The 19,877-nt window shown below is 63.8% G+C and carries 17 protein-coding genes and 1 pseudogene (1 of these 18 running past the window's edge); 3 read left to right on the forward strand and 15 right to left on the reverse strand.

The genetic code is table 11. The features are described 5' to 3' along the window. On the forward strand, positions 1-92 hold the final stretch of the coding sequence (locus ACYQ0Z_RS03055; RefSeq protein ID WP_459864304.1) for a site-2 protease family protein. The gene continues 1,024 nt to the left of window position 1, outside the view; 92 of the gene's 1,116 nt are visible here — the last part of the coding sequence; its start codon lies beyond the left edge, outside the window; the stop codon is at positions 90-92. On the opposite strand, the gene ACYQ0Z_RS03060 is transcribed toward ACYQ0Z_RS03055, so the two are convergent. The 8 genes and pseudogenes from ACYQ0Z_RS03060 to ACYQ0Z_RS03095 form a co-directional block, all read right to left on the reverse strand. Beyond that, complete coding sequence (locus tag ACYQ0Z_RS03060; RefSeq protein ID WP_459864306.1) at positions 70-1,614, reverse strand: M1 family metallopeptidase; 1,545 nt, start codon at positions 1,612-1,614, stop codon at positions 70-72. The genes ACYQ0Z_RS03055 and ACYQ0Z_RS03060 overlap by 23 nt on opposite strands. A 41-nt stretch (positions 1,615-1,655) precedes the next feature. Next, positions 1,656-3,146, reverse strand: coding sequence for an IS1182 family transposase (locus tag ACYQ0Z_RS03065; RefSeq protein ID WP_459864307.1), 1,491 nt, complete (start codon positions 3,144-3,146; stop codon positions 1,656-1,658). 192 nt (positions 3,147-3,338) lie between these two features. Then, positions 3,339-4,748, reverse strand: a complete 1,410-nt coding sequence (locus tag ACYQ0Z_RS03070; protein ID WP_459864309.1) for an NCS2 family permease — start codon at positions 4,746-4,748, stop codon at positions 3,339-3,341. A 199-nt stretch (positions 4,749-4,947) separates the two neighbouring features. Further along, entirely contained in the window at positions 4,948-6,486 is a 1,539-nt protein-coding gene (gene guaA, locus ACYQ0Z_RS03075) for a glutamine-hydrolyzing GMP synthase (RefSeq protein ID WP_459864311.1), read from the reverse strand. 124 nt (positions 6,487-6,610) lie between these two features. Beyond that, positions 6,611-8,881, reverse strand: coding sequence for a transglutaminase TgpA family protein (locus tag ACYQ0Z_RS03080; RefSeq protein ID WP_459864313.1), 2,271 nt, complete (start codon positions 8,879-8,881; stop codon positions 6,611-6,613). Next, positions 8,868-10,169: a DUF58 domain-containing protein gene (locus tag ACYQ0Z_RS03085; protein WP_459864315.1), complete on the reverse strand. Its 1,302-nt coding sequence runs from the start codon at positions 10,167-10,169 to the stop codon at positions 8,868-8,870. Before ACYQ0Z_RS03085 ends, ACYQ0Z_RS03080 begins: the two co-directional genes overlap by 14 nt. A 4-nt stretch (positions 10,170-10,173) precedes the next feature. After that, a pseudogene (locus ACYQ0Z_RS03090) lies at positions 10,174-11,156 on the reverse strand (AAA family ATPase). A 197-nt stretch (positions 11,157-11,353) separates the two neighbouring features. Then, positions 11,354-12,994, reverse strand: coding sequence for a PhoX family protein (locus ACYQ0Z_RS03095; protein WP_459864317.1), 1,641 nt, complete (start codon positions 12,992-12,994; stop codon positions 11,354-11,356). A gap of 235 nt (positions 12,995-13,229) precedes the next feature. On the opposite strand from ACYQ0Z_RS03095, the gene ACYQ0Z_RS03100 reads away from it, so the two are divergent. Next, positions 13,230-13,679, forward strand: coding sequence for an ArsI/CadI family heavy metal resistance metalloenzyme (locus ACYQ0Z_RS03100; RefSeq protein WP_459864319.1), 450 nt, complete (start codon positions 13,230-13,232; stop codon positions 13,677-13,679). A 79-nt stretch (positions 13,680-13,758) separates the two neighbouring features. Further along, positions 13,759-14,127, forward strand: coding sequence for an ArsR/SmtB family transcription factor (locus ACYQ0Z_RS03105; protein ID WP_459864322.1), 369 nt, complete (start codon positions 13,759-13,761; stop codon positions 14,125-14,127). A gap of 70 nt (positions 14,128-14,197) precedes the next feature. On the opposite strand, the gene arsC is transcribed toward ACYQ0Z_RS03105, so the two are convergent. The 7 genes from arsC to pstC all read right to left on the reverse strand — a co-directional run bounded on the left by arsC (position 14,198) and on the right by pstC (position 19,709). Next, positions 14,198-14,632 carry an arsenate reductase (thioredoxin) gene (gene arsC, locus ACYQ0Z_RS03110; RefSeq protein WP_459864324.1) on the reverse strand — a complete coding sequence of 145 codons (435 nt, stop codon included), beginning with the start codon at positions 14,630-14,632 and terminating at the stop codon, positions 14,198-14,200. A 43-nt stretch (positions 14,633-14,675) separates the two neighbouring features. Beyond that, complete coding sequence (gene arsB / locus ACYQ0Z_RS03115; RefSeq protein ID WP_459865099.1) at positions 14,676-15,728, reverse strand: ACR3 family arsenite efflux transporter; 1,053 nt, start codon at positions 15,726-15,728, stop codon at positions 14,676-14,678. Between the two features lie 51 nt (positions 15,729-15,779). After that, positions 15,780-16,103: an ArsR/SmtB family transcription factor gene (locus ACYQ0Z_RS03120; RefSeq protein ID WP_459864326.1), complete on the reverse strand. Its 324-nt coding sequence runs from the start codon at positions 16,101-16,103 to the stop codon at positions 15,780-15,782. A 118-nt stretch (positions 16,104-16,221) separates the two neighbouring features. Beyond that, on the reverse strand, positions 16,222-16,959 hold the full coding sequence (locus ACYQ0Z_RS03125; protein ID WP_459864330.1) for a sulfite exporter TauE/SafE family protein: 738 nt from the start codon (positions 16,957-16,959) through the stop codon (positions 16,222-16,224). Positions 16,960-17,070: 111 nt separating this feature from the next. Further along, positions 17,071-17,823, reverse strand: a complete 753-nt coding sequence (pstB, locus tag ACYQ0Z_RS03130) for a phosphate ABC transporter ATP-binding protein PstB (protein WP_459864332.1) — start codon at positions 17,821-17,823, stop codon at positions 17,071-17,073. Positions 17,824-17,836: 13 nt separating this feature from the next. Further along, positions 17,837-18,706 carry a phosphate ABC transporter permease PstA gene (gene pstA / locus ACYQ0Z_RS03135; RefSeq protein WP_459864334.1) on the reverse strand — a complete coding sequence of 290 codons (870 nt, stop codon included), beginning with the start codon at positions 18,704-18,706 and terminating at the stop codon, positions 17,837-17,839. A gap of 1 nt (position 18,707) precedes the next feature. Beyond that, entirely contained in the window at positions 18,708-19,709 is a 1,002-nt protein-coding gene (pstC, locus tag ACYQ0Z_RS03140; protein WP_459864336.1) for a phosphate ABC transporter permease subunit PstC, read from the reverse strand. Positions 19,710-19,877 lie beyond the last annotated feature (168 nt).

Genomic DNA, 19,877 nt, shown 5'->3' on the forward strand with positions numbered 1-19,877 from the left:
TGCGATTCGGGCTGGCATACTTCGGGCTCGCCGCATACCTGGTGATCATGATGCTGCTCCTCCACCGCGTCATGGTTCCCCTGGCAGCATAACCACCGGCGCACGCGCCTTCACCTCCGGCCGAGGGCCCCCGACGCCCTCGAACCAATAGCGGAAGAAACGATCCAGATCCACTCCTAGCTCCCCTTCGAGAACGCGCAGCAGGTCCGCTCCTGTCGCCGTGCGAAGAGCATGTTGTCGGGCATAGCGGCGCAGCGCGCGGTTCATCACGTCCTCGCCCACCTGCCGGCGCAGCTCCCACAGCGCCGCGCCGCCCCGCTCATACACGAGCAGGCTGTACGCAATCCAGTCCGGAAAGGCGTAGACCGGCGCGCGCACCGACAGGCCGTTCCGCTGCCAGGATACCGTTTGCGGATGCAGGGCATGGCGATAGAGCATGCGCTCCATATGGCGCGCAATGCGCGGGTAGGCGGCGTGCAAGAACTGGAGCGTCGAATACTGGGCCAGGCTTTCGTCGAGCCACGGCTCGCGCACCTCGTCATTCCCCACAATCCCGTACCACCACTGGTGGGCCGTCTCGTGGGCGACGACGAGAATGCCGTCGTCGCGCGCCCGCGCGTCACGAAAATACGTGCCCTGGACCATCACAAGCCCCGGATATTCCATCCCGCCGAAAAACCCGCCGGTGCACACCACGTCGTAATCGGGGTAGGGGTAGGGCATATAGGCGCGGTGAAAGAAAGCCAGGCTCCGCACGGCCGCCTCGTGGAGGACCTCGGCATGTTCGGTCCGGTCGCCCCGGCGCGTCCACGTGCGCACGCGAACCCCCTCGGGTGTGCGCCCCTCGAGCACGCGGTAGGTCGAATCCACCAGCACCAGGGCCATGTCGCGAACCCCTTCGGCGTGCACGGTGTAGCGGCGGTGGTCGCGCGCCTCCCGCAGCGTTTCCCATCCGGTGGCCACCACCTGCCAGCCCTCCGGCACCGTCACCTGCAGGTGGTAGTCGGCCACTTCCGAATAAAAGGGGTCGCCGATGGGATAGTACGGATCGAGGCGCCAGCCGCCGGCGTCGCGCACGGCCAGGATGGGCAGGGCATTGCCCAGCCACACCGCGTGTGCGTCGTAGGACAGCCGCCCGTTGTTGCGCGGCACATGCAGGGCAAACCGTAAGGCGACCGTACACGGTCGGCCGCGGGGCACGGCCACCTCGAGCACCGTCCCGCGCACGGCGTGGCGGGCCGGACGGCCGTTGACCGTCACGTCCGCGACGTCAATCCGCCCGGGCAACCGCTCCCTCCCGAGCACCTCTTCCCATGCCGGTCCGGACAGGGCCCGGTCGTCGCGGAAGGCGTTGGCGTAGAGGTGGACGTAAAGACGCCCATCTGCCGTCAGGGCCGCGGGCACCTCGGCCCGCCAGGTCCCGCGCAACAGCGGCGGACGGGCGGATTCCCCCGCGCCCGCCGACGGCACAAGCGGAAGCCGCTCTGCGACAAGGTGCACCGTGTACCGCACCCGCTCGGCCGCCCCCTCCCCATGCGCCACCGCACCGAGCGGCTCCTCCGCACACCCCCACACCACAGCCAGCAGCAACACCACGCGCAGGACAGTTCCCATGCCGTTTCCTCCCCAAACGCATCGACGGATGGGCGTTAGTCTTACCTAACACAAAAAACGGCATGCGCCCTGGGGGCATGCCGTTTCAGACTGCAGACAAACTCCCTCGGTGCCAACGCAGCCGAGGGAGTTTTCTTGTCGTCTGTGAACAATAAAGAGAAGAAATTAAGGGCATGGCGCCCTGTTTTTCCTAACCTCCATAACCAATTCGCCAGCTTTTTTAAATTCATGCAAACAAAAACAAGCATCGCCTGCATTGTCACTTTTTCCAACCCACGTAAAGTGGTCCAACGCAAGCCATGCTTCTCCTTGAGATCCGCAAATACACGCTCAATCGTTTCCTTTCGGCGTGCATATAGGCGTTTATTCACTTCTGTATGGCGCAAGTGCTCCACTTCTTCCATGTAATGGGCCCAGATATGGCGGCTCACACGCTTAACCGCGTCGTGGCTTTCTGTGCACTGGGAGCGGAATGAACAAGATCGACAGGTCGTGGCATCGGAACGGTAGATTCTGTAACCCTCACGGGTCGTGGTTTCGTAGGTAAGCACTTGTCCGGCAGGACAAAGATAGCAATCGTAGTACTCATCGTACACGTAATCTTGCTTTCGATACCTTCCGTCTTTTGTGTGGGGACGGGTATACGGCATGACCGGACGGACCTGTTGGTCCAAGAGGTACTTGCTGATATAGGGTGTTTTATACCCTGCATCCACCGCGACAGCGCTGGGTTTTCCGACATGCTTGACGGCTTGCTCGAACACATCCGAAAAGACCTGACTGTCATGAACGTTGGCGGCCGTGACGACGGCACTGACGACAAAGCCGTTTTGGTCGCTGGCCGCATGGAAGGAGTAAGCGAACGTCTGTTCCTTTTCGTTTTTGACAAACCAGCCGCTGTCCGGATCAGTGGTGCTTTGCTTCACCTCCTTCCAGACGGCTTTAGACTTTTTTGGCAACGGCTTTTTCCCATGCGCTACGCGGTCCTGGTTGATTTCCTCTTCCAGAAGTTCTTGATATTTTTTTCCTTCTTCCTGAACGAGCCGCTTGATGAATTTTCTCTTGTTGGCGTTGGCTTTGACATGGGTGGAATCGATATACAACACGGAAGGGTCGACAAGCCCGTGATGGCAGGCTTCTTCGAGAATGCGCGTAAAGATCTTTTCAAACAGGTCGGTACCCTTGAATCGGCGGACATAGTTTTTTCCAAACGTCGTGAAATGGGGAATGGGCTGGGTGAGATCGTATCCCAAAAACCACCGATAGGCGAGATTGGTTTCGATTTCCTTGATGGTTTGACGCATGGAACGGATGCCGAACAGATACTGGATGAGCACCATTTTGATGAGGACAACGGGATCGATGCTGGGTCTTCCGTTGTCTGGGCAATAACGATCTTCCACCAGGTCATAGATAAACGAGAAATCGATGGCGTTTTCGATTTTGCGGACCAGGTGATCCTGAGGAACCAATTCGTCCAACGAAACAACGGTAAGCTGGTAACGGCCTTCGGCCGACTGTTTTCTCAGCATGTGGCCACCTCTGCATGGATGAGATAAGAACTCTATTCGACAAAAAAGCGTGTAGACCTTGTACCTCCCGGTACTTTGTCTACACGCTGAAACGGCATGCGCCCTGGGGGCATGCCGTTTTTTTCGTTCTGGCACCACCGCAGCCTCCGAAGCGCCGGAACCGGCTACTTTGCGGGATCCGACACGGTTGCGTTACGCGCTGCCAAGGAACACGTAGCGGGCCAGAATCAGCGCCGCCAGGATCCACATCATCCAGTGAATGCGCACCTTCTCCCGGCTCACCCGGTTGTGCGCCGCAGCGAGGAGGACGTAGAAGACGATTCCGGCGGAAATGCCGTTGGCAATGGAGTACGTAAAGGGCATAAGAACGATGGTCAGGAACGACGGGATGGCGTAGACCATCTTGTCGAAGGCAATCTTCTTGACCGCGCTCATCATCAGCACACCGACGATGATCAGCGCGCACGCCGTGGCCGCGTTGGGGATGATCGCCACAAAGGGCGCCAGAAGAAAGAGCGACGCCAGAAATAGCAGGCCGGTGGTCACCGCCGTCAGGCCCGTACGGCCGCCGGCGGCGATCCCGCTGGCGCTCTCGATGTACGCGGTGATCGTCGATGTACCGAGCAGGGCGCCGAGGGACACCCCGCCGGCATCCACCAGCATGGCCCGGCCAAGCCGCTTCTGGCCGTCCGGCCGCTGGAGGAGTCCGGCCCGATCCGCCGTACCCACCAGCGTGCCGAAGGTGTCAAAGAGCTCCACGAACGTAAACACCATGATGACCTCCAGGAGCCCCATTCTCAACGCCCCGACGATGTCGAGGTCGCCCACATGGAGCTTGGAAAAGTCGGGCAAAAAGGGCGTCTCAAAAAAGGCCTGGATGTTTGTCACCCCCAGCGGGATGCCGATCAGCGTGGTGGCCAGGATACCCAGGAGCAACGCCCCCTGCACGCGCATCACAACAAGGATGGCCGTCAAAACGAGGCCGATCAGGGCCAGCAGGGCGCTCTTGTCGTGCACCAGGTTGGCCAGGGTGATGTTCCATTCGGAAACCTGCAGGGTGACCGCTGTCGGTGCGCCGCCGGCCGCCTGGTCGATGGCCGCCGTCGACGGGCCGGCGTTGGCCACAAACTGAATGCTCATCAGGCCGCTCAATTTCAGCCCGATAATGGTGATGAACAGACCGATCCCCACGGTGATGGCGTGCTTGAGGGAATCGGGGACCGCTTCAACGAGGATCTGCCGCACCCGTGTCACCGTGAGGATGATGAAGATAATCCCCGACAGGAACACGGCGCCCAGGGCCACTTGCCAGCTCATCATGCCGGTGTGCTGTGCGGCGACAACGGCAAAGTATGCATTGAGCCCCATGCCCGGCGCCAAGGCCACCGGAAAGTTAACAAACAGGCCCATGGCGATGGTGACGAGGGCAGCGCCCACCGCCGTAGCGAAAAAGACGGCGTTTTTGTCCATCCCCGTGGCCGACAGGATGGCCGGGTTCAAGAACAGGATATAGGCCATCGTCACGTAGGTAGTGAAACCGGCAATGAGTTCGGTGCGCACCGTGGTTTGGTTGGCGCGCAGCTGAAACAGGCGTTCCCACATGGTTGCTCCTCCTTGCCCCGTAAAAAGACGGACATTTTAATGCATTAACCGATTTATTGTTCGGATTAACAAGCCCATCGTACTCCAAAAGCGCCGCTCTGTCAAGAAAAAAACCGAACAATAAAGCAGAGGAGGGCGAGTGCGCTTCGCCCTCCATGCCCTGCGGATTCGTCTGTTGCCAGCCGACCGCTCGTTTCCCTTATTCCCACTCGATCGTAGACGGCGGCTTCGACGTGATGTCGTACACCACACGGTTGACGCCGGCCACTTCGTTGACGATGCGGTTGGAAATGCGCTCGAGAACGTCGTAGGGGATGCGCGCCCAATCGGCCGTCATCCCGTCGACGGAGGTGACCGCACGGATGGCCACCGTGTAGGCATAGGTACGGGCATCGCCCATCACGCCGACGCTGCGCAGCCCGGTGAGGACGGTGAAATACTGCCAGATCTCGCGGTCTAAGCCAGCGCGCTGGATCTCCTCGCGCAAAATGGCATCCGACTCGCGGACGATGGCCAGCTTCTCCTCCGTCACCTCGCCGATGACGCGGATGGCCAATCCCGGTCCGGGGAAGGGCTGGCGCCAGACGATCTCCGCCGGCAGGCCGAGCTGCTCGCCCACCCTGCGTACCTCATCCTTGAACAGCGTGTTCAAGGGTTCGAGCAGCTTCATCTTCATGTTCTCGGGCAGGCCGCCGACATTGTGGTGCGACTTGATCGTCTGCGCCGTGTCCGTGCCGCTCTCGATCACGTCGGTGTACAGCGTACCCTGGGCCAGGAACTCCATCCCCTCCAGCTTGGCCGCTTCCTCTTCAAAAACGCGAATGAACTCGTGACCGATCACCTTGCGCTTTTCCTCGGGGTCCGTAACGCCGGCGAGCTTGCGCAAAAACCGCTCCCGCGCGTCGATGCGGATCACCTTCATTCCGAAACGGCCTTCAAAGGTGCGCATGACGCTCTCCGCTTCCCCTTTGCGCAGCAGGCCATGGTCGACGAACATGCAGGTCAGCTGGTCCCCAACGGCGCGGTGGACGAGGACCGCCGTTACCGCCGAGTCGACGCCGCCACTTAGCGCGCAGAGCACCTTTTTGTCGCCCACCTGGCGGCGAATGTCGGCCACGGTGTCCTCAATAAAGGTGTCCATCGTCCACCCGCCGCGGCACCCGCAAACCGCATAGAGGAAGTTGCGCAGGATGGCATCGCCGTGCGCGGTGTGCTTCACTTCGGGATGGAACTGCACGGCGAACAGCCGGCGCTCGGGGTGGTGCATCGCCGCCACCGGGGCGTTGGCCGTACGCGCATCGACCACGAACCCCTCCGGCAGGTCGGTGACACGGTCGCTGTGGCTCATCCACACCACCTGCTCGGCATCGAGGCCGCGGAACAGGGGGGATGTGGTGTCCACCTGAATCAGTGCCTTGCCGTACTCCCGCACCTCGGCGGGGGCCACCGTCCCGCCAAGTTGGTGGGTCATCAGCTGCATGCCGTAGCAAATGCCGAGGATGGGTACGCCCAGGTCATAGATGGCCGGATCGACCTGCGGCGCGTCCGGATCGTAGACGCTGGCCGGGCCGCCCGAGAAGACAATGCCCTTCGGACGCAGGGCGGCGATGGTGGCCACCGGCGTCCGGTACGGCAGGAGCTCGCTGTAGACGCCAAGTTCCCGGATGCGGCGGGCAATCAGCTGGTTGTACTGGCCGCCAAAGTCAAGGACGACCACCAGCTCGCTAGGCTTCTGCATCTTCCGTTCCCCCTCCAAAAATTCGAACCCATTCTAGCACTGCCCTCGCACCCGGTCAAGGGAGCGTTGCTGGAAGGATGTCCCAACGGCTCCCCGCACGGCAGGAACGGGTGCACCCGGCCGCCTAGAACGGCCAGCGGTCAATCAGGTGGCGCCAGTGCCGCTCCAGTGCGGTCCGCTCGGCGGGGTCCGGCTCCCCGCCGCCGTAGCGCACCCGCTCGTAGGCGACGGCCCACGCGCGCAAGGCGGGAAACGGCGCGCCCCGCCGCCGTTCGACCGCCGCGACAAACTGGCGCACCGTAAGGCCCTCGGGCGCATCGGTCCGACGGGCCCACCGGGCGTAAAGCCACGCGAAGCGCAGGCACAGCCCCTCGGCGTAGGGCCGCCGCGCCGACCGCAGCGCGACCCACCGCGCCGCCAAGCGGAAGCGCCGGCGCGGCGACGCGGCCAACGCCACCGCCGCACCGCAGCCCAGGGCCAGCGCCAGAATGCCGAACGCGGTTTTGGCCCGTTCACTTTCGACACCGGACCCCGGCCACCAACGCCGCCACCAGGGGGCTTCGGCGACCTGCGGCGTGTCGGTCGCCTCCGGCCGGACAGCGGTGCTGGGCCTGTCGCTCGGTGCGGGCCCACCCGGAGCGGAAAGCGGAGCTGCGGGCCCAAGGGCCGGCGCGTCCTTCGCTTCACGGAACGGCACCGGGTTGAGAAAGGCGGGTGTCGGCTCAAAGGGAACCCACCCCACGCCAGCGAAATACACCTCGACCCACGAATGGGCGTTCCGGTTGCGCACTGCCACCTCGCTCTCGCCGTACGCGCCCTGTTCGTTCGGCGGGGCGAACCCCTTCACCCAGCGCGCCGGAATGCCCGCGGCGCGCAGAAGCACGACCATCGCCGTCGAGAAGTGGTCACAGTACCCGCGCCGGCTTTCGAAGAGGAAGTGGTCGACAAAATCCTGCCCGCGCCCGGGGACGGGAACGTCGCGCGTCTCGTACCGGTATGTTCCCGAACGCAGGTGGCGCAGGATGGCCGTCACCTTTTCGTAGGGCGTGGCATGCGCAGCGGTCAGCTCCCGCACCTTCTCCCGCACCCGCGCCGGCAGCGCCGTCGGCAACTGCAAATAGGGCTCAAGCCCCGCCGTTTCCAGCGGCGCCCGGCGCAGCGCGGCCATGTCCACCTCGCCGAGCAGCGCCGTCGCCGTGTAGCCGGCCACCGCCTCGCCGTCTTTGGCCACGCGGACCCCCTCCAGATTCCCGCCGTAAAAGACGATGCGGCGCACGGCCGGAGACGCATCGGCGGCAAAGTGCACCACCTGCTCCACGGCGCGCGCGTTGACCGCCTGAACGAGAGGCGAAACGGGTGCCGGCCTTGATGTGGTCACGACGGCATGCCGCTCGTTTACGATGCGGGTTTCCCATCCCCGTCCGGTATACACCTCCCGGACCTCGCCTCGCCAGTAGTGGCGACCCGATGTGCGGGCGGTAAAGACGACGGTGTCGTCCTGCACGAAGGGACCCCCCAGCCTGCGGTCGTCGTCATCGTAGCCGATCCGCTGCACCGCCTTCGGGCCCGTTCCCGGAAGCCACGCCAGCGGATCGGGCCCCAATGGAGCAAAGGAGGGTCCCAACGCCGCGACAGTGACGCCCAGCGCCGCAGCCAGGGCCGCGCCGCTCCACCACCGCCACGCACCGGGCCGCGATCCGTTTTCGAAGTTCGCCCCCGCTTGGCGCCCGGCGTCCGCCGGCCGTCTGCACCGCGGCGTCCGTGGCTCGGCCAGGCGCGCCCGTGTGGCGCCGGCGAGAAGGAGCAGGCCGACGGCGGTGGCGCGGATCACCGCCCACCGCCCCTCGAAGGGCGTGAAGGTATCCAGGACGGCCAGATACGCCACCGTGCCCACAACGACACCGAGCGGGCGGTGGCGCTGCACCGCTTCCCGGTAGGCCAGGCCGCTGAGCACCCCGAGAAACAGGCAAAAGCCCGCCGTCCGCGTCACGGGATCGAGGATCAGCCACGCGCCCTCCCCCATTTTGGACCCGTCAGCCCAGAGGCGCGCGGCAAATTCGCCGATCCACCCCGGGGGCCACGGGGCACGGTCAAAAAAGAGGGGAAACACGGCCAGCGTCACCCCGAGAAGGGCCACCGTCCGGCGCCGTCCGCGCCCGGCAACGCGCAAGGCCGTCCACAACGCGAGCAAGAGGCCAAAGAGCGGCACGCCCCCCGTGTCGCTGACCGCCGGCAGGGGAAGGATCCACTCGACCATCAGCGCCAGCAGCATGACGGCCAGCGCACCGTCACGCCACCGTCCGGCGACACGCGCGCCAGCCTGCCGCCACACCGCCGGAGGAGAGAAGCGTGGCGGCCTTGATGTCGCGCGACCGCCCGGGTCAGCTGCCCCCATAGGTCTCACCTCCCCCCACGCGAACCAACCCGCGCGCCGTCGCACGGTACACCACAACCCCCGCGGCGGATAGCGCCGCAAGCGCCGCCGGCGACAGCCCTTCGGAACCCGTGACCGCCCCCGGCATTCCCTCAGCGGCCTCCGTCCCGTCGTCGTCAGCGTCCACCGGCGGGATCCAACACACGGCCACGACCGGGCCGCCGGCGGCCATCCGCCGCAGCGCGTCCACCGCATCCCCGTCGAGCCGCGGGGTAACGACGATGACGGCCGCGCTCGGCCGCCTCTCCAGCGCCTGCAGCGTGTGGGCGAAGGGAGAAGTGACGTCGGCCGCCACCGTCAGCAGATGATCGAGCAGCCGCCGGTACGCGGTGGCCTCATGGCGCGGCATGATCCACGCCGCATCGGGAGGTTCGGCGATGAGCGCCACATCCCGATCCGCGGAACGGGCAGCGACGGCCACGCTCGCCGCCGCGCTCACCGCCTGCTCAAAGCGCGCTTCGCCGTGCGACCCGTAATCGTAGACCGTGCGATTCAGAACCACCACCACGTCCTTCCCGTCGGCCCGCGCATCAAAGGTCTTGGTGAAGAGCTGGCCGCGATGCGCCGTCAGCTTCCAGTGGACGCGGCTCGGCGGGTCGCCCGGATGGTACGCCCGCACGCCGGCAACGGTGGTCACGTCTTCCTGCGCCGCCCGGATGCGGGGCATCCCGTACCGTGTTCCTCCCGACCCGAACGGCCACGCCGCGCACGTCCACACGCGCGGATACACCCGCACCGTTGCGGGCAGCGCCACCGTTCGCTCCATCCGCACGAGCCCAAACCAATCGCCGGTGCGAAGCGTCACCGTCGCCAGCCGCACTTCGCCCCGCGGCACCCGCTCCAGTCCCAAGGATAAGGTCATGCGCCGGCGCAGTCCCGGCAGAAGTAGGCCCACCGGATCCCCACGCCGCCGCCACGCCTCCGGCCACCCGTCTTCCACCTGCAGGTAGGGCAGCGGAAACCACCCACGGTCCACCTCCAGCACCAGCTCCAGCCGCTCGCCGGCCGTGCCCGTCACCTCGGTCGCCGCGCGCCGCACGCAAACGGAGGCGAGCCCCACAAGGGCCAGCGCCGTACCATAGGCGGCGAGCAACAGCGCCGTGTAAACGAGAAACCAGCTGATCGCGCCGCCTTGAACGACGGCAAACGCCAAGGCGGCCGCTGCCAGCGCCCACGCCCGACCGCACGCCTTGGCCGCTTGGCCCGCCTTCCGCGCCGCGCGGACGAATCCGTTCGCGCCGACCTTCACGGGCCTATCCCCTCCGCCGCGCCGACGGCACGGGAACGCGCACGCGGTCCAGGATGTCCTCCACCACCGCTTCCGCCGTTCGGCCCGCCACCTGCGCGTCGGGCTTCAGTCCCACGCGGTGCGCCAGCGTCGGCACGGCCAGGGCCTGCACGTCGTCGGGCACCACATAGGCGCGTCCGTGCAGGAAGGCGCGGGCCTGCGCGGCGCGAAACAGCGCGAGGGATCCGCGAGGGCTGGCCCCCAGCCGCACGGCCGGATGGCGGCGCGTCTCCTGCACCAGGGCAACAATATACGCCTTCACCGCCTCATCGACGTGCACCCGGCACACCTCCTCCTGCAGCGCGCACACGCCCGCCGGGTCCAGCACCGATTCCACGTCGGCAATGGGATGGCCCCCTGCAGCCGGGTCAAGATGACCATCTCTTCCTCCGCCGTCGGGTAACCGAGGCACAGCTTCAACAAAAAGCGATCCACCTGCGCCTCGGGCAGGGGGTAGGTCCCCTCGAATTCGACGGGGTTCTGGGTGGCCAGCACGACAAACGGCCGCGGCAGGTCGTGCGTCACCCCGTCCACCGTGACGCTTCTTTCTTCCATCGCTTCCAACAGCGCAGCCTGCGTCTTCGGCGACGTTCGGTTGATCTCGTCGGCCAGCACGATATGGGCCATCACCGGGCCGGGCCGAAACGAAAAACGCCCTTCGCGCGGGTCGTACACCGACACACCCGTCACGTCGGACGGGAGGAGGTCCGGCGTAAACTGGATGCGCGCAAACGAACACCCCAACGCCTTCGCCAGCGCGCGGATCAACACCGTTTTCCCCACGCCCGGCACGTCTTCGATCAGCACGTGCCCCCCGCTGAGCACGGCGATGAGCGCCGCTTCCACCGCCGCCCGCTTCCCGACCACGACGCGCTCCACCTGCTCGATCACACGCGCCAAATCGGGGCGGGGCCCTTCCGCAAACGCGCCCTCCGCTTCTGCGTGCACGTTCTCGCTCCTCTCCTGTCAAAATCGACACGCTTGTCTTATGATTCTATCATCATAAAGAAAGAGACGGTCCACAACCGGCAAAAGTTGCGGACCGCCCCTGTCCCCGCCTCCGATCTCGCCTCGGGCTTGCCCTTCGTCCCGGTCGCCGGGCACCGGCTCCTTGGCCGCGCGTGCATTCGCCACCGGCTTCCGCGCTAACCACTCGTCACGGCGATGACCGCCGAACGCCCAAACCCGTGCCGTGGGTGCGGGTTCCACGTGTCCGGGTGTTGAATGCCGAGAAACAGCGTCTTCTCGTCCGTCGCGAAGAACGGCCCCGTCGTCTCGCAGCCGTCCGGGCCGGAGAGGAACTGCAAGGCCTCCCCGGCGTTCTTGCCCTCGGTGGGGATCAGGAAGAAGCCACAGTTGCCGAAGGGAGCGTACGCGCCCGTTTCGCCGGGGTCGTAGTCGACGGCCACCCACAGGTTCCCCGCCGAATCGAAGCAGAGGTTGTCCGGGCAGGCCAGGCCGCTTTGCGGACCGCCGACGGCGAACACCTCGAAGGTGAAGGTATCGCTGCCGTGGTCCCCGTCCGTCGGGATAAAGCGCAGGATCTGGCCATAGAAATTGCCGTGCCGGAGATTGTTCGTCAGCGCCAGGTACACCGTGCCGTCAAGGGGGTGAACCTCCACGTCCTCCGGCCGGTCGAGGGGCGTGGCGCCCACCGCCCGCGCCGCTTCCCGCGTGTACGTCAGCACGTCGGCCTGGCTCTTGAAGAAGGGCTGGCCGTCCTTTTGGTAGGTGCGCAGCTTCTCGTTCGTCTCGTAGTCGAGGGGGATCCACCGGCAATGCAGCAGGTCCGCCACGTAGAGCGTGCCGCTCTCCAGGATGTCGAAGTTGGCTTCGCGCCGATCGGGGTTGTACTTCTTGGCGCTGACGAACTTGTAGAAGCACTCGTCGGCCTTGTCGTCGCCCATGTACACGACGACGCGCCCGTCCTTGGTTAGGGTCATCGCCGCGTTTTCGTGGGCGAAGCGGCCCAAGGCCGTGTGCTTGCGAATGGGGGCATCGGGGTTGAAGGGGTCGATCTCCACCACCCACCCGTAATGCTCGTCGATGAAGTCGGGCCATCCGTAAACCGTTCCGTACTCCGTGTTCTCCTCGCACGAAAGCACCGTGTTCCACAGCGTCCGCCCACCGCCGCAGTTGCCCAGCGTCCCCTCGACCACGGTGGCCCCCTTCACCGCCGCCGACCCGCGCGCCGGACCGGTCAGCTGAACCGGCGTCGTCGCATCGATGCGGCGGTTGTACCGTTCGTCTTGCACCAGCTTCCACGTGCCCTTCACCTTCCGCACGCGGATGACCGATCCGCCGACGGCCTGCTTTTGCAGGCGAAGCAGTTCCGGGTACTGGGCCAGCCTCTCCTTGGGAACGGCGTCCGGATGAATGCCCAGCATCTTCAGGTAGTTGCCCGGCACGGGAAACTCGTGGTTCACCCACAAGAGGCCGTCTTCCGCGTTGTTGCCGCCGGAAAGGGCGTCGATGGGGAAGTAAACGGTGAGATCGGTACTGTCGCCGAAGGTTTCCCCTTTGGCGTTGATCGTGTCGCCGAAGGAAGCGAGAACCGTGTAGGAAAAGCCCTTCGGGACCACCACATCGTTTTTCCGCAGCGGCGGCAACGGCTGAAAGTTCGCAAAACGCGACGACCCTCGCCCTTTCCGGGACGGAGGGCGCGCTGTCCGTTCGGCCGCAGCGGCCACGTGGGTCACCGGATCCAGCCCGGCCAATGAACCGAGCATGGCCGCCGCGCCCACGCCGAGGTACGTCAAAAACTGCCGACGACTGATGGGTTGCACCGCGCTCACCTCTCCCGTTGGTTCGTTCCCACCACCTCCACCCTACCACTGGTGTGTAAACGCGGCGCGAACGCCCAGTTAAGAGAACGCAAAGATTGGATCAACGACGGGTTTGCCCACTGGCGGCCACGGGCAGCAAACCATTGCATACATCGGTTTTTCCTTGACACCACCGTCTCGTATCAAATATTCTTGATGTGAAACCAATCAATTTTTATTGATGGGAGGGAAAACGATGCGCCGCAAAGCCCACGTGGCCATCCATGTGCAGAACCTGGAGGCGTCGCTTGCCTTCTATCGCCGCCTCTTCGGTGTCGAGCCCGCCAAGGTGCGGCCGGGATACGCCAAGTTTGACCTGGAAGACCCACTGCTCAACTTTACGCTTAACGAAGGCGGTGACGTCCGTGGCAGCATCAGCCACTTCGGCATCCAGGTGCGGTCCACAGAGGAAGTGCTGGCAGCCAAGGCCCGCCTTACCGAAGCAGGGCTCAAGGTTCGAGAGGAAATGGACACGGTATGCTGCTATGCGCGCCAGGACAAAATCTGGGTGACCAGCCCGGACGGTCATGAGTGGGAAGTGTTTGTGGTGAAGGGTGACGCCGATACCTGCTGCGAGGGATCTGCATCTACCTGCTGCGCGGTAGAAAACGTGGGCGCGAAGGACGCCTCGTCGCCCTGCTGCTAACGTTTTGTTTTCCAAACCCAAACCGGTCGTATGCCATAGGCGTAGTTGGCGTGAGGCTTAAGTCAAGGATGTGATGGACGTGACCTTTTCCATCGACGAGCTGTCCAAAGTCGCCCATGCGCTCAGCGATCCCTTGCGCGTTCGCATTCTCGACCTGGTGGCGAGGGGGCGAACGGCGATCGACGCGCCGTCCCCCGTCTCCTGCTGTCCGGACGGGGTGTGCGTGTGCGAGATCCAAGAGGCGCTTGATCTGGCGCAGTCCAAGGTTTCGTACCATCTGCGCGAACTGCGGGAAGCGGGGCTTGTTCACGAACAGCGCATCGGCAAGTGGAACTTTTATGCGCTGAACGCTCCGGTACTGAAAGCCTTTTTGGAAACCCTGGAGGAGCGGTACCTGGCGCCATACGAAAACACGGAAAGGAATGGCAAAAAAGGGGAACCGGCATGAAAGGAAAAGCCCTTGGCATCGCCGTACCGGCAAGCCAAGGGCTTTCATTTGCCTGCGACCGGTTCGGGCATCACGCGCAGCCCCTCTCTTCGAGTTCCTCGGCGAAGCGCTTAATGCGCGCTTCGATTTCGTCGCGCACGCGCCGGAAGACCGCCAGGCGTTCTTCTTCGGTGCCCGTCGCTTTGGCCGGATCGTCGAACCCCCAGTGCTCGCGCGTGACGTTGGGCGGCGTTGCCGGACAGCGATCGTTGGCATCGCCGCACAGCGTGATGACATAATCGGCTTTGGCCAGTAGCTCCGGATCGATCACGTCAGACGTCTGGGCGGAAATGTCGATCCCCTTTTCCGCCATGACCTTCACCGCCATCGGATTGAGGCCGTGCGCTTCAATCCCCGCGCTATAGACTTCAAACCGATCGCCAAGGTATTTTTTCGCAAACCCTTCCGCCATCTGACTGCGGCAGGAGTTGCCCGTGCACAGGAAATACAGGATTTTCTTTTGCATGATCGCGCCCCCTTCGCACGGCTTCTCTTCAAACAACCGCATGTTAACTCCCTTTCATGGCGGCGCCCGCAAAATAGATTCGTCGCAGCCAGAAGGCCACGTTGACCAACCCAATGAGAACCGGTACTTCAACGAGCGGACCGATTACGGCCGCAAAGGCGGCACCGGAGTTGATGCCAAAGACGCCGATGGCAACGGCAATGGCCAATTCAAAGTTGTTGCTGGCGGCCGTAAACGAAATTGATACCGTCTGAGAATAATCGGCCCCGACCTTTTTGCCCAGGTAGAATGACACAAGAAACATGACGACAAAGTAAATGACCAGGGGAATCGCAATGTGAAGGACGTCTAGCGGTAGCCGCAGCACCAACTCGCCTTTCAGCGAAAACATGACCACGATCGTGAACAACAAGGCCACCAGCGTGAGCGGGCTGATCACGGGAACAAAACGGGTCTCGAACCACTCACGGCCTTTCCACCGGATCAATACAAAGCGCGTGATCATGCCCGCAAAAAAGGGAATGCCGAGATAAATCAACACGCTTTGGGCAATCTCGCCCATGGTGATCGCCACCACTGCGCCTTCCAGCCCGAGCCACGCAGGCAAAACGGTGACGAAAAGATAGGCGTAAACGGAATAGAAGAGGACCTGGAACACGGAATTGAACGCCACCAGCCCCGCCGCATATTCACGGTTTCCGTCAGCCAGGTCATTCCATACGATCACCATGGCGATGCATCGGGCCAGGCCGATCAGGATGAGCCCGACCATGTATTCGGGTTGGTCCCGCAAAAAGAGGATCGCCAGGACAAACATCAACACGGGGCCGATGACCCAGTTTTGGAGAAGCGACAACCCCAACACGCGAACGTTGCGAAACACCTCGCCCAACGCCTCATAGCGCACCTTGGCCAAGGGCGGGTACATCATCAAGATCAGGCCGACGGCGATGGGAATGGAGGTGGTTCCCACCTGAAAACGGGTGAGAAGGTTGACCGCATCCGGAAAGAGATACCCCACGCCGATGCCGGCGATCATGGCCAAGAAGATCCACAGTGTCAAGTAACGATCCAAAAACGCCAGCCTTCTCGCCACCCCGTTCACGCTACCACTCCCTTTCGTTACATTAGCGCACCAATCGGACCGTCACTCGCATACGACGTTTCGCCCGCGCTGTTTGAATCGCTCCACCTCTTCCCGCAGATCCGGAAGCATCCGCACAACGTCCTCAAAAAACGGGTACATCGAGCCGTCCAGTGAATAGAACACCCATTGGCCGCTGCGCCGCTCCTTGACCAGTTTCGCCTGTTTCAACCGCCGCAGGTGTTGGGACACGGCCGACTGCGTCATCCCCAACATGTCCACCAGTTCGCAAACGCACCGTTCTTCCACCTTTAACAAGGCCAGAATGCGCAATCGCGTCTTATCGCCAAGGGCTTTGAAGCAGTCCGCCAGCGCGTCCCACTCCACGTTTTCACCCCCATCGATAATTAAGCATATGCTGATATGCTTGTCAATAAACGCTGCGCATTCCCAACCGTTGCCCCGCGCCTTCAAGCAAGGTTGGGTGAGGGGCCAGGATCCTTTGTCAGGCCACGATCATCTTCCCTCCGGCGACAACCAGCACCACCCCCAAGAGCCGGCGCAGGCGGGCGTCGCCGAAGCGGCGGCTGCCCAAGCGGGATCCGAGCGCGCCGCCCGCCCCCGCCGCGAGGACAAGCCACATCCCTTCCGGGGGGATGGCCGATACGCTGGACAGATGCCCCAACAGACCGGACGCCGAATTCACCAGGATAAACACCGCCGAAACCCCCGCCGTCGTCTTGGGGTCGGCCCACCCGGCAAACAATAGCAGCGGCGACAGGAAAATGCCCCCGCCCACCCCCACGACACCGGAGAGGAAGCCGATGCCCGCCCCGGCCAGCAGCGCGAGCAAAAGCGGCGGTTTTCGAACCGCTTTCTCGGCCATCGTCGGCCGGCGCCACAGGCGATACGCCGCATATAGCAGTACGAGGCCAACCAGCACCTGGTACGTCGACGTGGAGACGCCCAGGTACCCGCCAAGATACGCCATCGGGATGGACCCGGCGGCAAACGGCCAAAAGGTCGACCACGAGAAGGCCCTTGCCCGCCCAAACTGGAGGGCCGCCAAGGAAGCCACCAGCAAATTCAAGACGAGCGCCGTCGGTTTCATCACCGCCGGCGCCACGCCCATCAGGCCCATGGCCGCGAGATACCCGGACGCCCCGCCATGTCCCACCGAGGAATACAGCGCGGCAGCGGCAAAAATAAGCGTCGACAGCACGAGAATGTCAACCGTCTCCATGGCCTGCCCACCTTTGTTGTTGCGTCGTCTTTCCCCGTCATTTTACCGCTCCCGTCCGAACCGCCACAACAAAAAAGGCTGCCGACGTTCGTCAACAGCCGAGGCGTTGGTTCAACCAAACCGTCCGGTGATGTAATCCTCCGTCCGCTTATCGCGGGGGTTGTGGAACAGCTCGACGGTGTCCCCGTACTCCACCAGTTCGCCCTGCAGGAAAAAAGCCGTCCGGTCGGACACACGGGCCGCCTGCTGCATGTTGTGGGTGACGATGACAATGGTGTAGTCCTTCTTCAACTCCTGGATAAGCTCCTCGATCTTCGCCGTCGAAATGGGGTCGAGGGCCGACGTGGGCTCGTCCATGAGCAGAATGTCCGGCTCCACCGCCAGGGCCCGGGCAATGCACAGGCGCTGCTGCTGCCCGCCGGACAGGCTGAGGGCCGGCTTCTTCAGGACGTCCTTCACCTCGTCCCACAGGGCCGCCTGGCGCAGGCTGCGCTCGACAATCTCGTCCAGTTCCCGCTTGTCGGTGACGCCATGGATGCGCGGACCGAAGGCGACGTTGTCGTAGATGCTCTTGGGGAAGGGGTTGGGCTGCTGGAACACCATCCCCACCCGCTTGCGCAACAGCTCCACGTCGACGTCGTCGGCGTAGATGTCGTCGCCGCCGATGCGCACCGTCCCCTCGATGCGCACGCCCTTGATCATGTCGTTCATCCGGTTCAGCGTGCGCAAAAACGTCGATTTGCCGCACCCCGACGGACCGATCAGCGCGGTGATGCTCCGGGCTTCGATGTCCATGGTGATCCCTTTCAACGCGTGGTGCTCGCCGTAATACAAGTTCAAGTCCCGCACCTCAATGATGGCCACGACCGCCACCCCCTCAGTACCGTTTCTGGAACTTGTTGCGGAGCAGAACCGCCGTCAGGTTCATCGACAAGAGCACGATGAGCAGCACGATGATGCCCGCCGCGGCCAGGTGATGGAACGCTTCCTGGGGCCGGGAAACCCAGTTGAAGATCTGGATCGGGAGCACCGTAAAGGCATCCAACGGCGACGTGGGCACAAAGGCGACGAACGTGAGGGCCCCGATCATGATCAGCGGCGCCGTTTCCCCGATGGCGCGGGACATCGCGAGAATCGTTCCCGTCAGGATGCTGGGCAGCGCCGCCGGCAACACGACGCGGCGGATCGTCTGCCAGCGCGTCGCGCCGAGGGCGTACGAGGCGTGGCGCAAGGAACTCGGTACGGCACGCAGGGCCTCCTGGGCCGCAACCACGATGATCGGCAGCACCAACAGCGCCATCGTCAGCGCCCCGGCCAGCACCGATCGGCCAAGGCCGATGCCGCGCACGAACAGGGTCAGGCCGAGAATGCCGAACACAATTGACGGCACGCCGGCCAGGTTGTGGATGTTGGTCTGGATGAGCCGCGTCAGGCGCCCCGGCTTGGCGTATTCCTCCAGGTAAATGGCCGTGGCCACCCCGAGCACAAAGGCGACGGGCGCCGTCAACACCATCAGCCACAGCGAACCGAACAGGGCCGACCGGATGCCGGCCTTCTCCGGAATGCGCGACGGGACATTGGTCAGAAAGTCCCACGTGAGGTACGGGAGCCCGTCGCGCAGGATGGCGCCGATCAGCACAGCCATCGCGGCGATGCCCACCGACGTGGCCAGGAAGAACGCACCGGCCGCCACGCGGTTTTTCCATTTCCGTACCGCCAGATGCTTTTCTGCGCGCCTGCGCTCCATCTCAATACGCCTCCCGGTATCGGCGCGTGATCCAGCGCGCCAGGAGGTTCATCAGCAGGGTCACAACGAACAGCGTCATCCCCACGACGTAGATCGTGTAGTACTCGATCGTGCCGTGCGGCGTGTCCCCCAAGCTGACCTGCACGATATAGGCCGTCATCGTCTGAATGCTTTCCAGCGGATTGAGCGTCAGCTTGGGCGTCGCCCCGGCGGCGATGGTGACGATCATCGTCTCGCCGATGGCCCGCGACAGGGCAAGCACAAAGGAGGCCATGATCCCGGACAGCGCCGCGGGCACGACCACCTTCAGCGCCACTTCAAGACGCGTGGCGCCGAGCGCGTAGGCCCCGTCACGCATGGCCCGAGGCACGGAAACCATCGCGTCTTCGCTCAGCGACGCCACCATCGGGAGGATCATGATGCCGACGACGATGCTGGCACTCAGCGCGTTAAAGATGCCCGTCTCAGGAAGGATGGACCGGATGAGCGGGGTGACAAAGGTGAGGGCAAAGTACCCGTACACCACGGTGGGAATCCCCGCGAGCACCTCGAGGATCGGCTTGATCACGCGCCGCACGCGGTCCGACGCGTATTCGCTCAAAAAGATGGCCGTAGCGAGACCGATGGGCAACGCCACTATACCGGCGATGAGGGTCACCATCAACGTGCCGGCAAGCAGCGGCCAAATGCCAAAATGCTGCGGTTGGAACAGCGGGGTCCACTTCGTGTCCAACAAAAAGGCGCCGAGCGGTACACGCTGGAAAAAGGCCACCGTTTCCGCCAGCAGCACGAGCACAATGCCGATCGTGGTGAGAATGGAAACGAGGGCACACGCCAGCAAGACCTTCGGGATGATGCGTTCGCCGAGGGGCCGCCGCTTTTTCCGCCGCACAAACGACGAGCCGGATGTCCCCGCCGCCCCTTCAACCGCATGGCCTGCGGTGGCCACCTCCCTCGTCTCCGTCTTCTCCTGGACGTCGGAATGAAGCATGACGCTCGGCATGGCCTACGCTCCTTTCCAGTGCGTTTCAACTTGCCGAAAACACGGGAAAAGGTGGCGGCCCACAGCGCCACACACATGCGCGCAGTGGATCGCCACGCCCATTCCGCGAAGGGAGGGAGCTCGAGGCGGCCAGCGGCGGCGGGCAAACGACCGCACGCCGCGCGACCG

Source organism: Calditerricola yamamurae, from assembly GCF_054654135.1.

Excerpts from the sequence above, each read along its gene's own strand:
- ACYQ0Z_RS03060 (WP_459864306.1), bottom strand. The coding sequence starts at position 1,614 with ATGGGAACTGTCCTGCGCGTGGTGTTGCTGCTGGCTGTGGTGTGGGGG.
- ACYQ0Z_RS03065 (WP_459864307.1), bottom strand. The coding sequence starts at position 3,146 with ATGCTGAGAAAACAGTCGGCCGAAGGCCGTTACCAGCTTACCGTTGTT.
- ACYQ0Z_RS03070 (WP_459864309.1), bottom strand. The coding sequence starts at position 4,748 with ATGTGGGAACGCCTGTTTCAGCTGCGCGCCAACCAAACCACGGTGCGC.
- guaA (WP_459864311.1), bottom strand. The coding sequence starts at position 6,486 with ATGCAGAAGCCTAGCGAGCTGGTGGTCGTCCTTGACTTTGGCGGCCAG.
- ACYQ0Z_RS03080 (WP_459864313.1), bottom strand. The coding sequence starts at position 8,881 with ATGGGGGCAGCTGACCCGGGCGGTCGCGCGACATCAAGGCCGCCACGC.
- ACYQ0Z_RS03100 (WP_459864319.1), top strand. The coding sequence starts at position 13,230 with ATGCGCCGCAAAGCCCACGTGGCCATCCATGTGCAGAACCTGGAGGCG.
- arsC (WP_459864324.1), bottom strand. The coding sequence starts at position 14,632 with ATGCAAAAGAAAATCCTGTATTTCCTGTGCACGGGCAACTCCTGCCGC.
- ACYQ0Z_RS03125 (WP_459864330.1), bottom strand. The coding sequence starts at position 16,959 with ATGGAGACGGTTGACATTCTCGTGCTGTCGACGCTTATTTTTGCCGCT.
- pstA (WP_459864334.1), bottom strand. The coding sequence starts at position 18,706 with ATGGAGCGCAGGCGCGCAGAAAAGCATCTGGCGGTACGGAAATGGAAA.
- pstC (WP_459864336.1), bottom strand. The coding sequence starts at position 19,709 with ATGCCGAGCGTCATGCTTCATTCCGACGTCCAGGAGAAGACGGAGACG.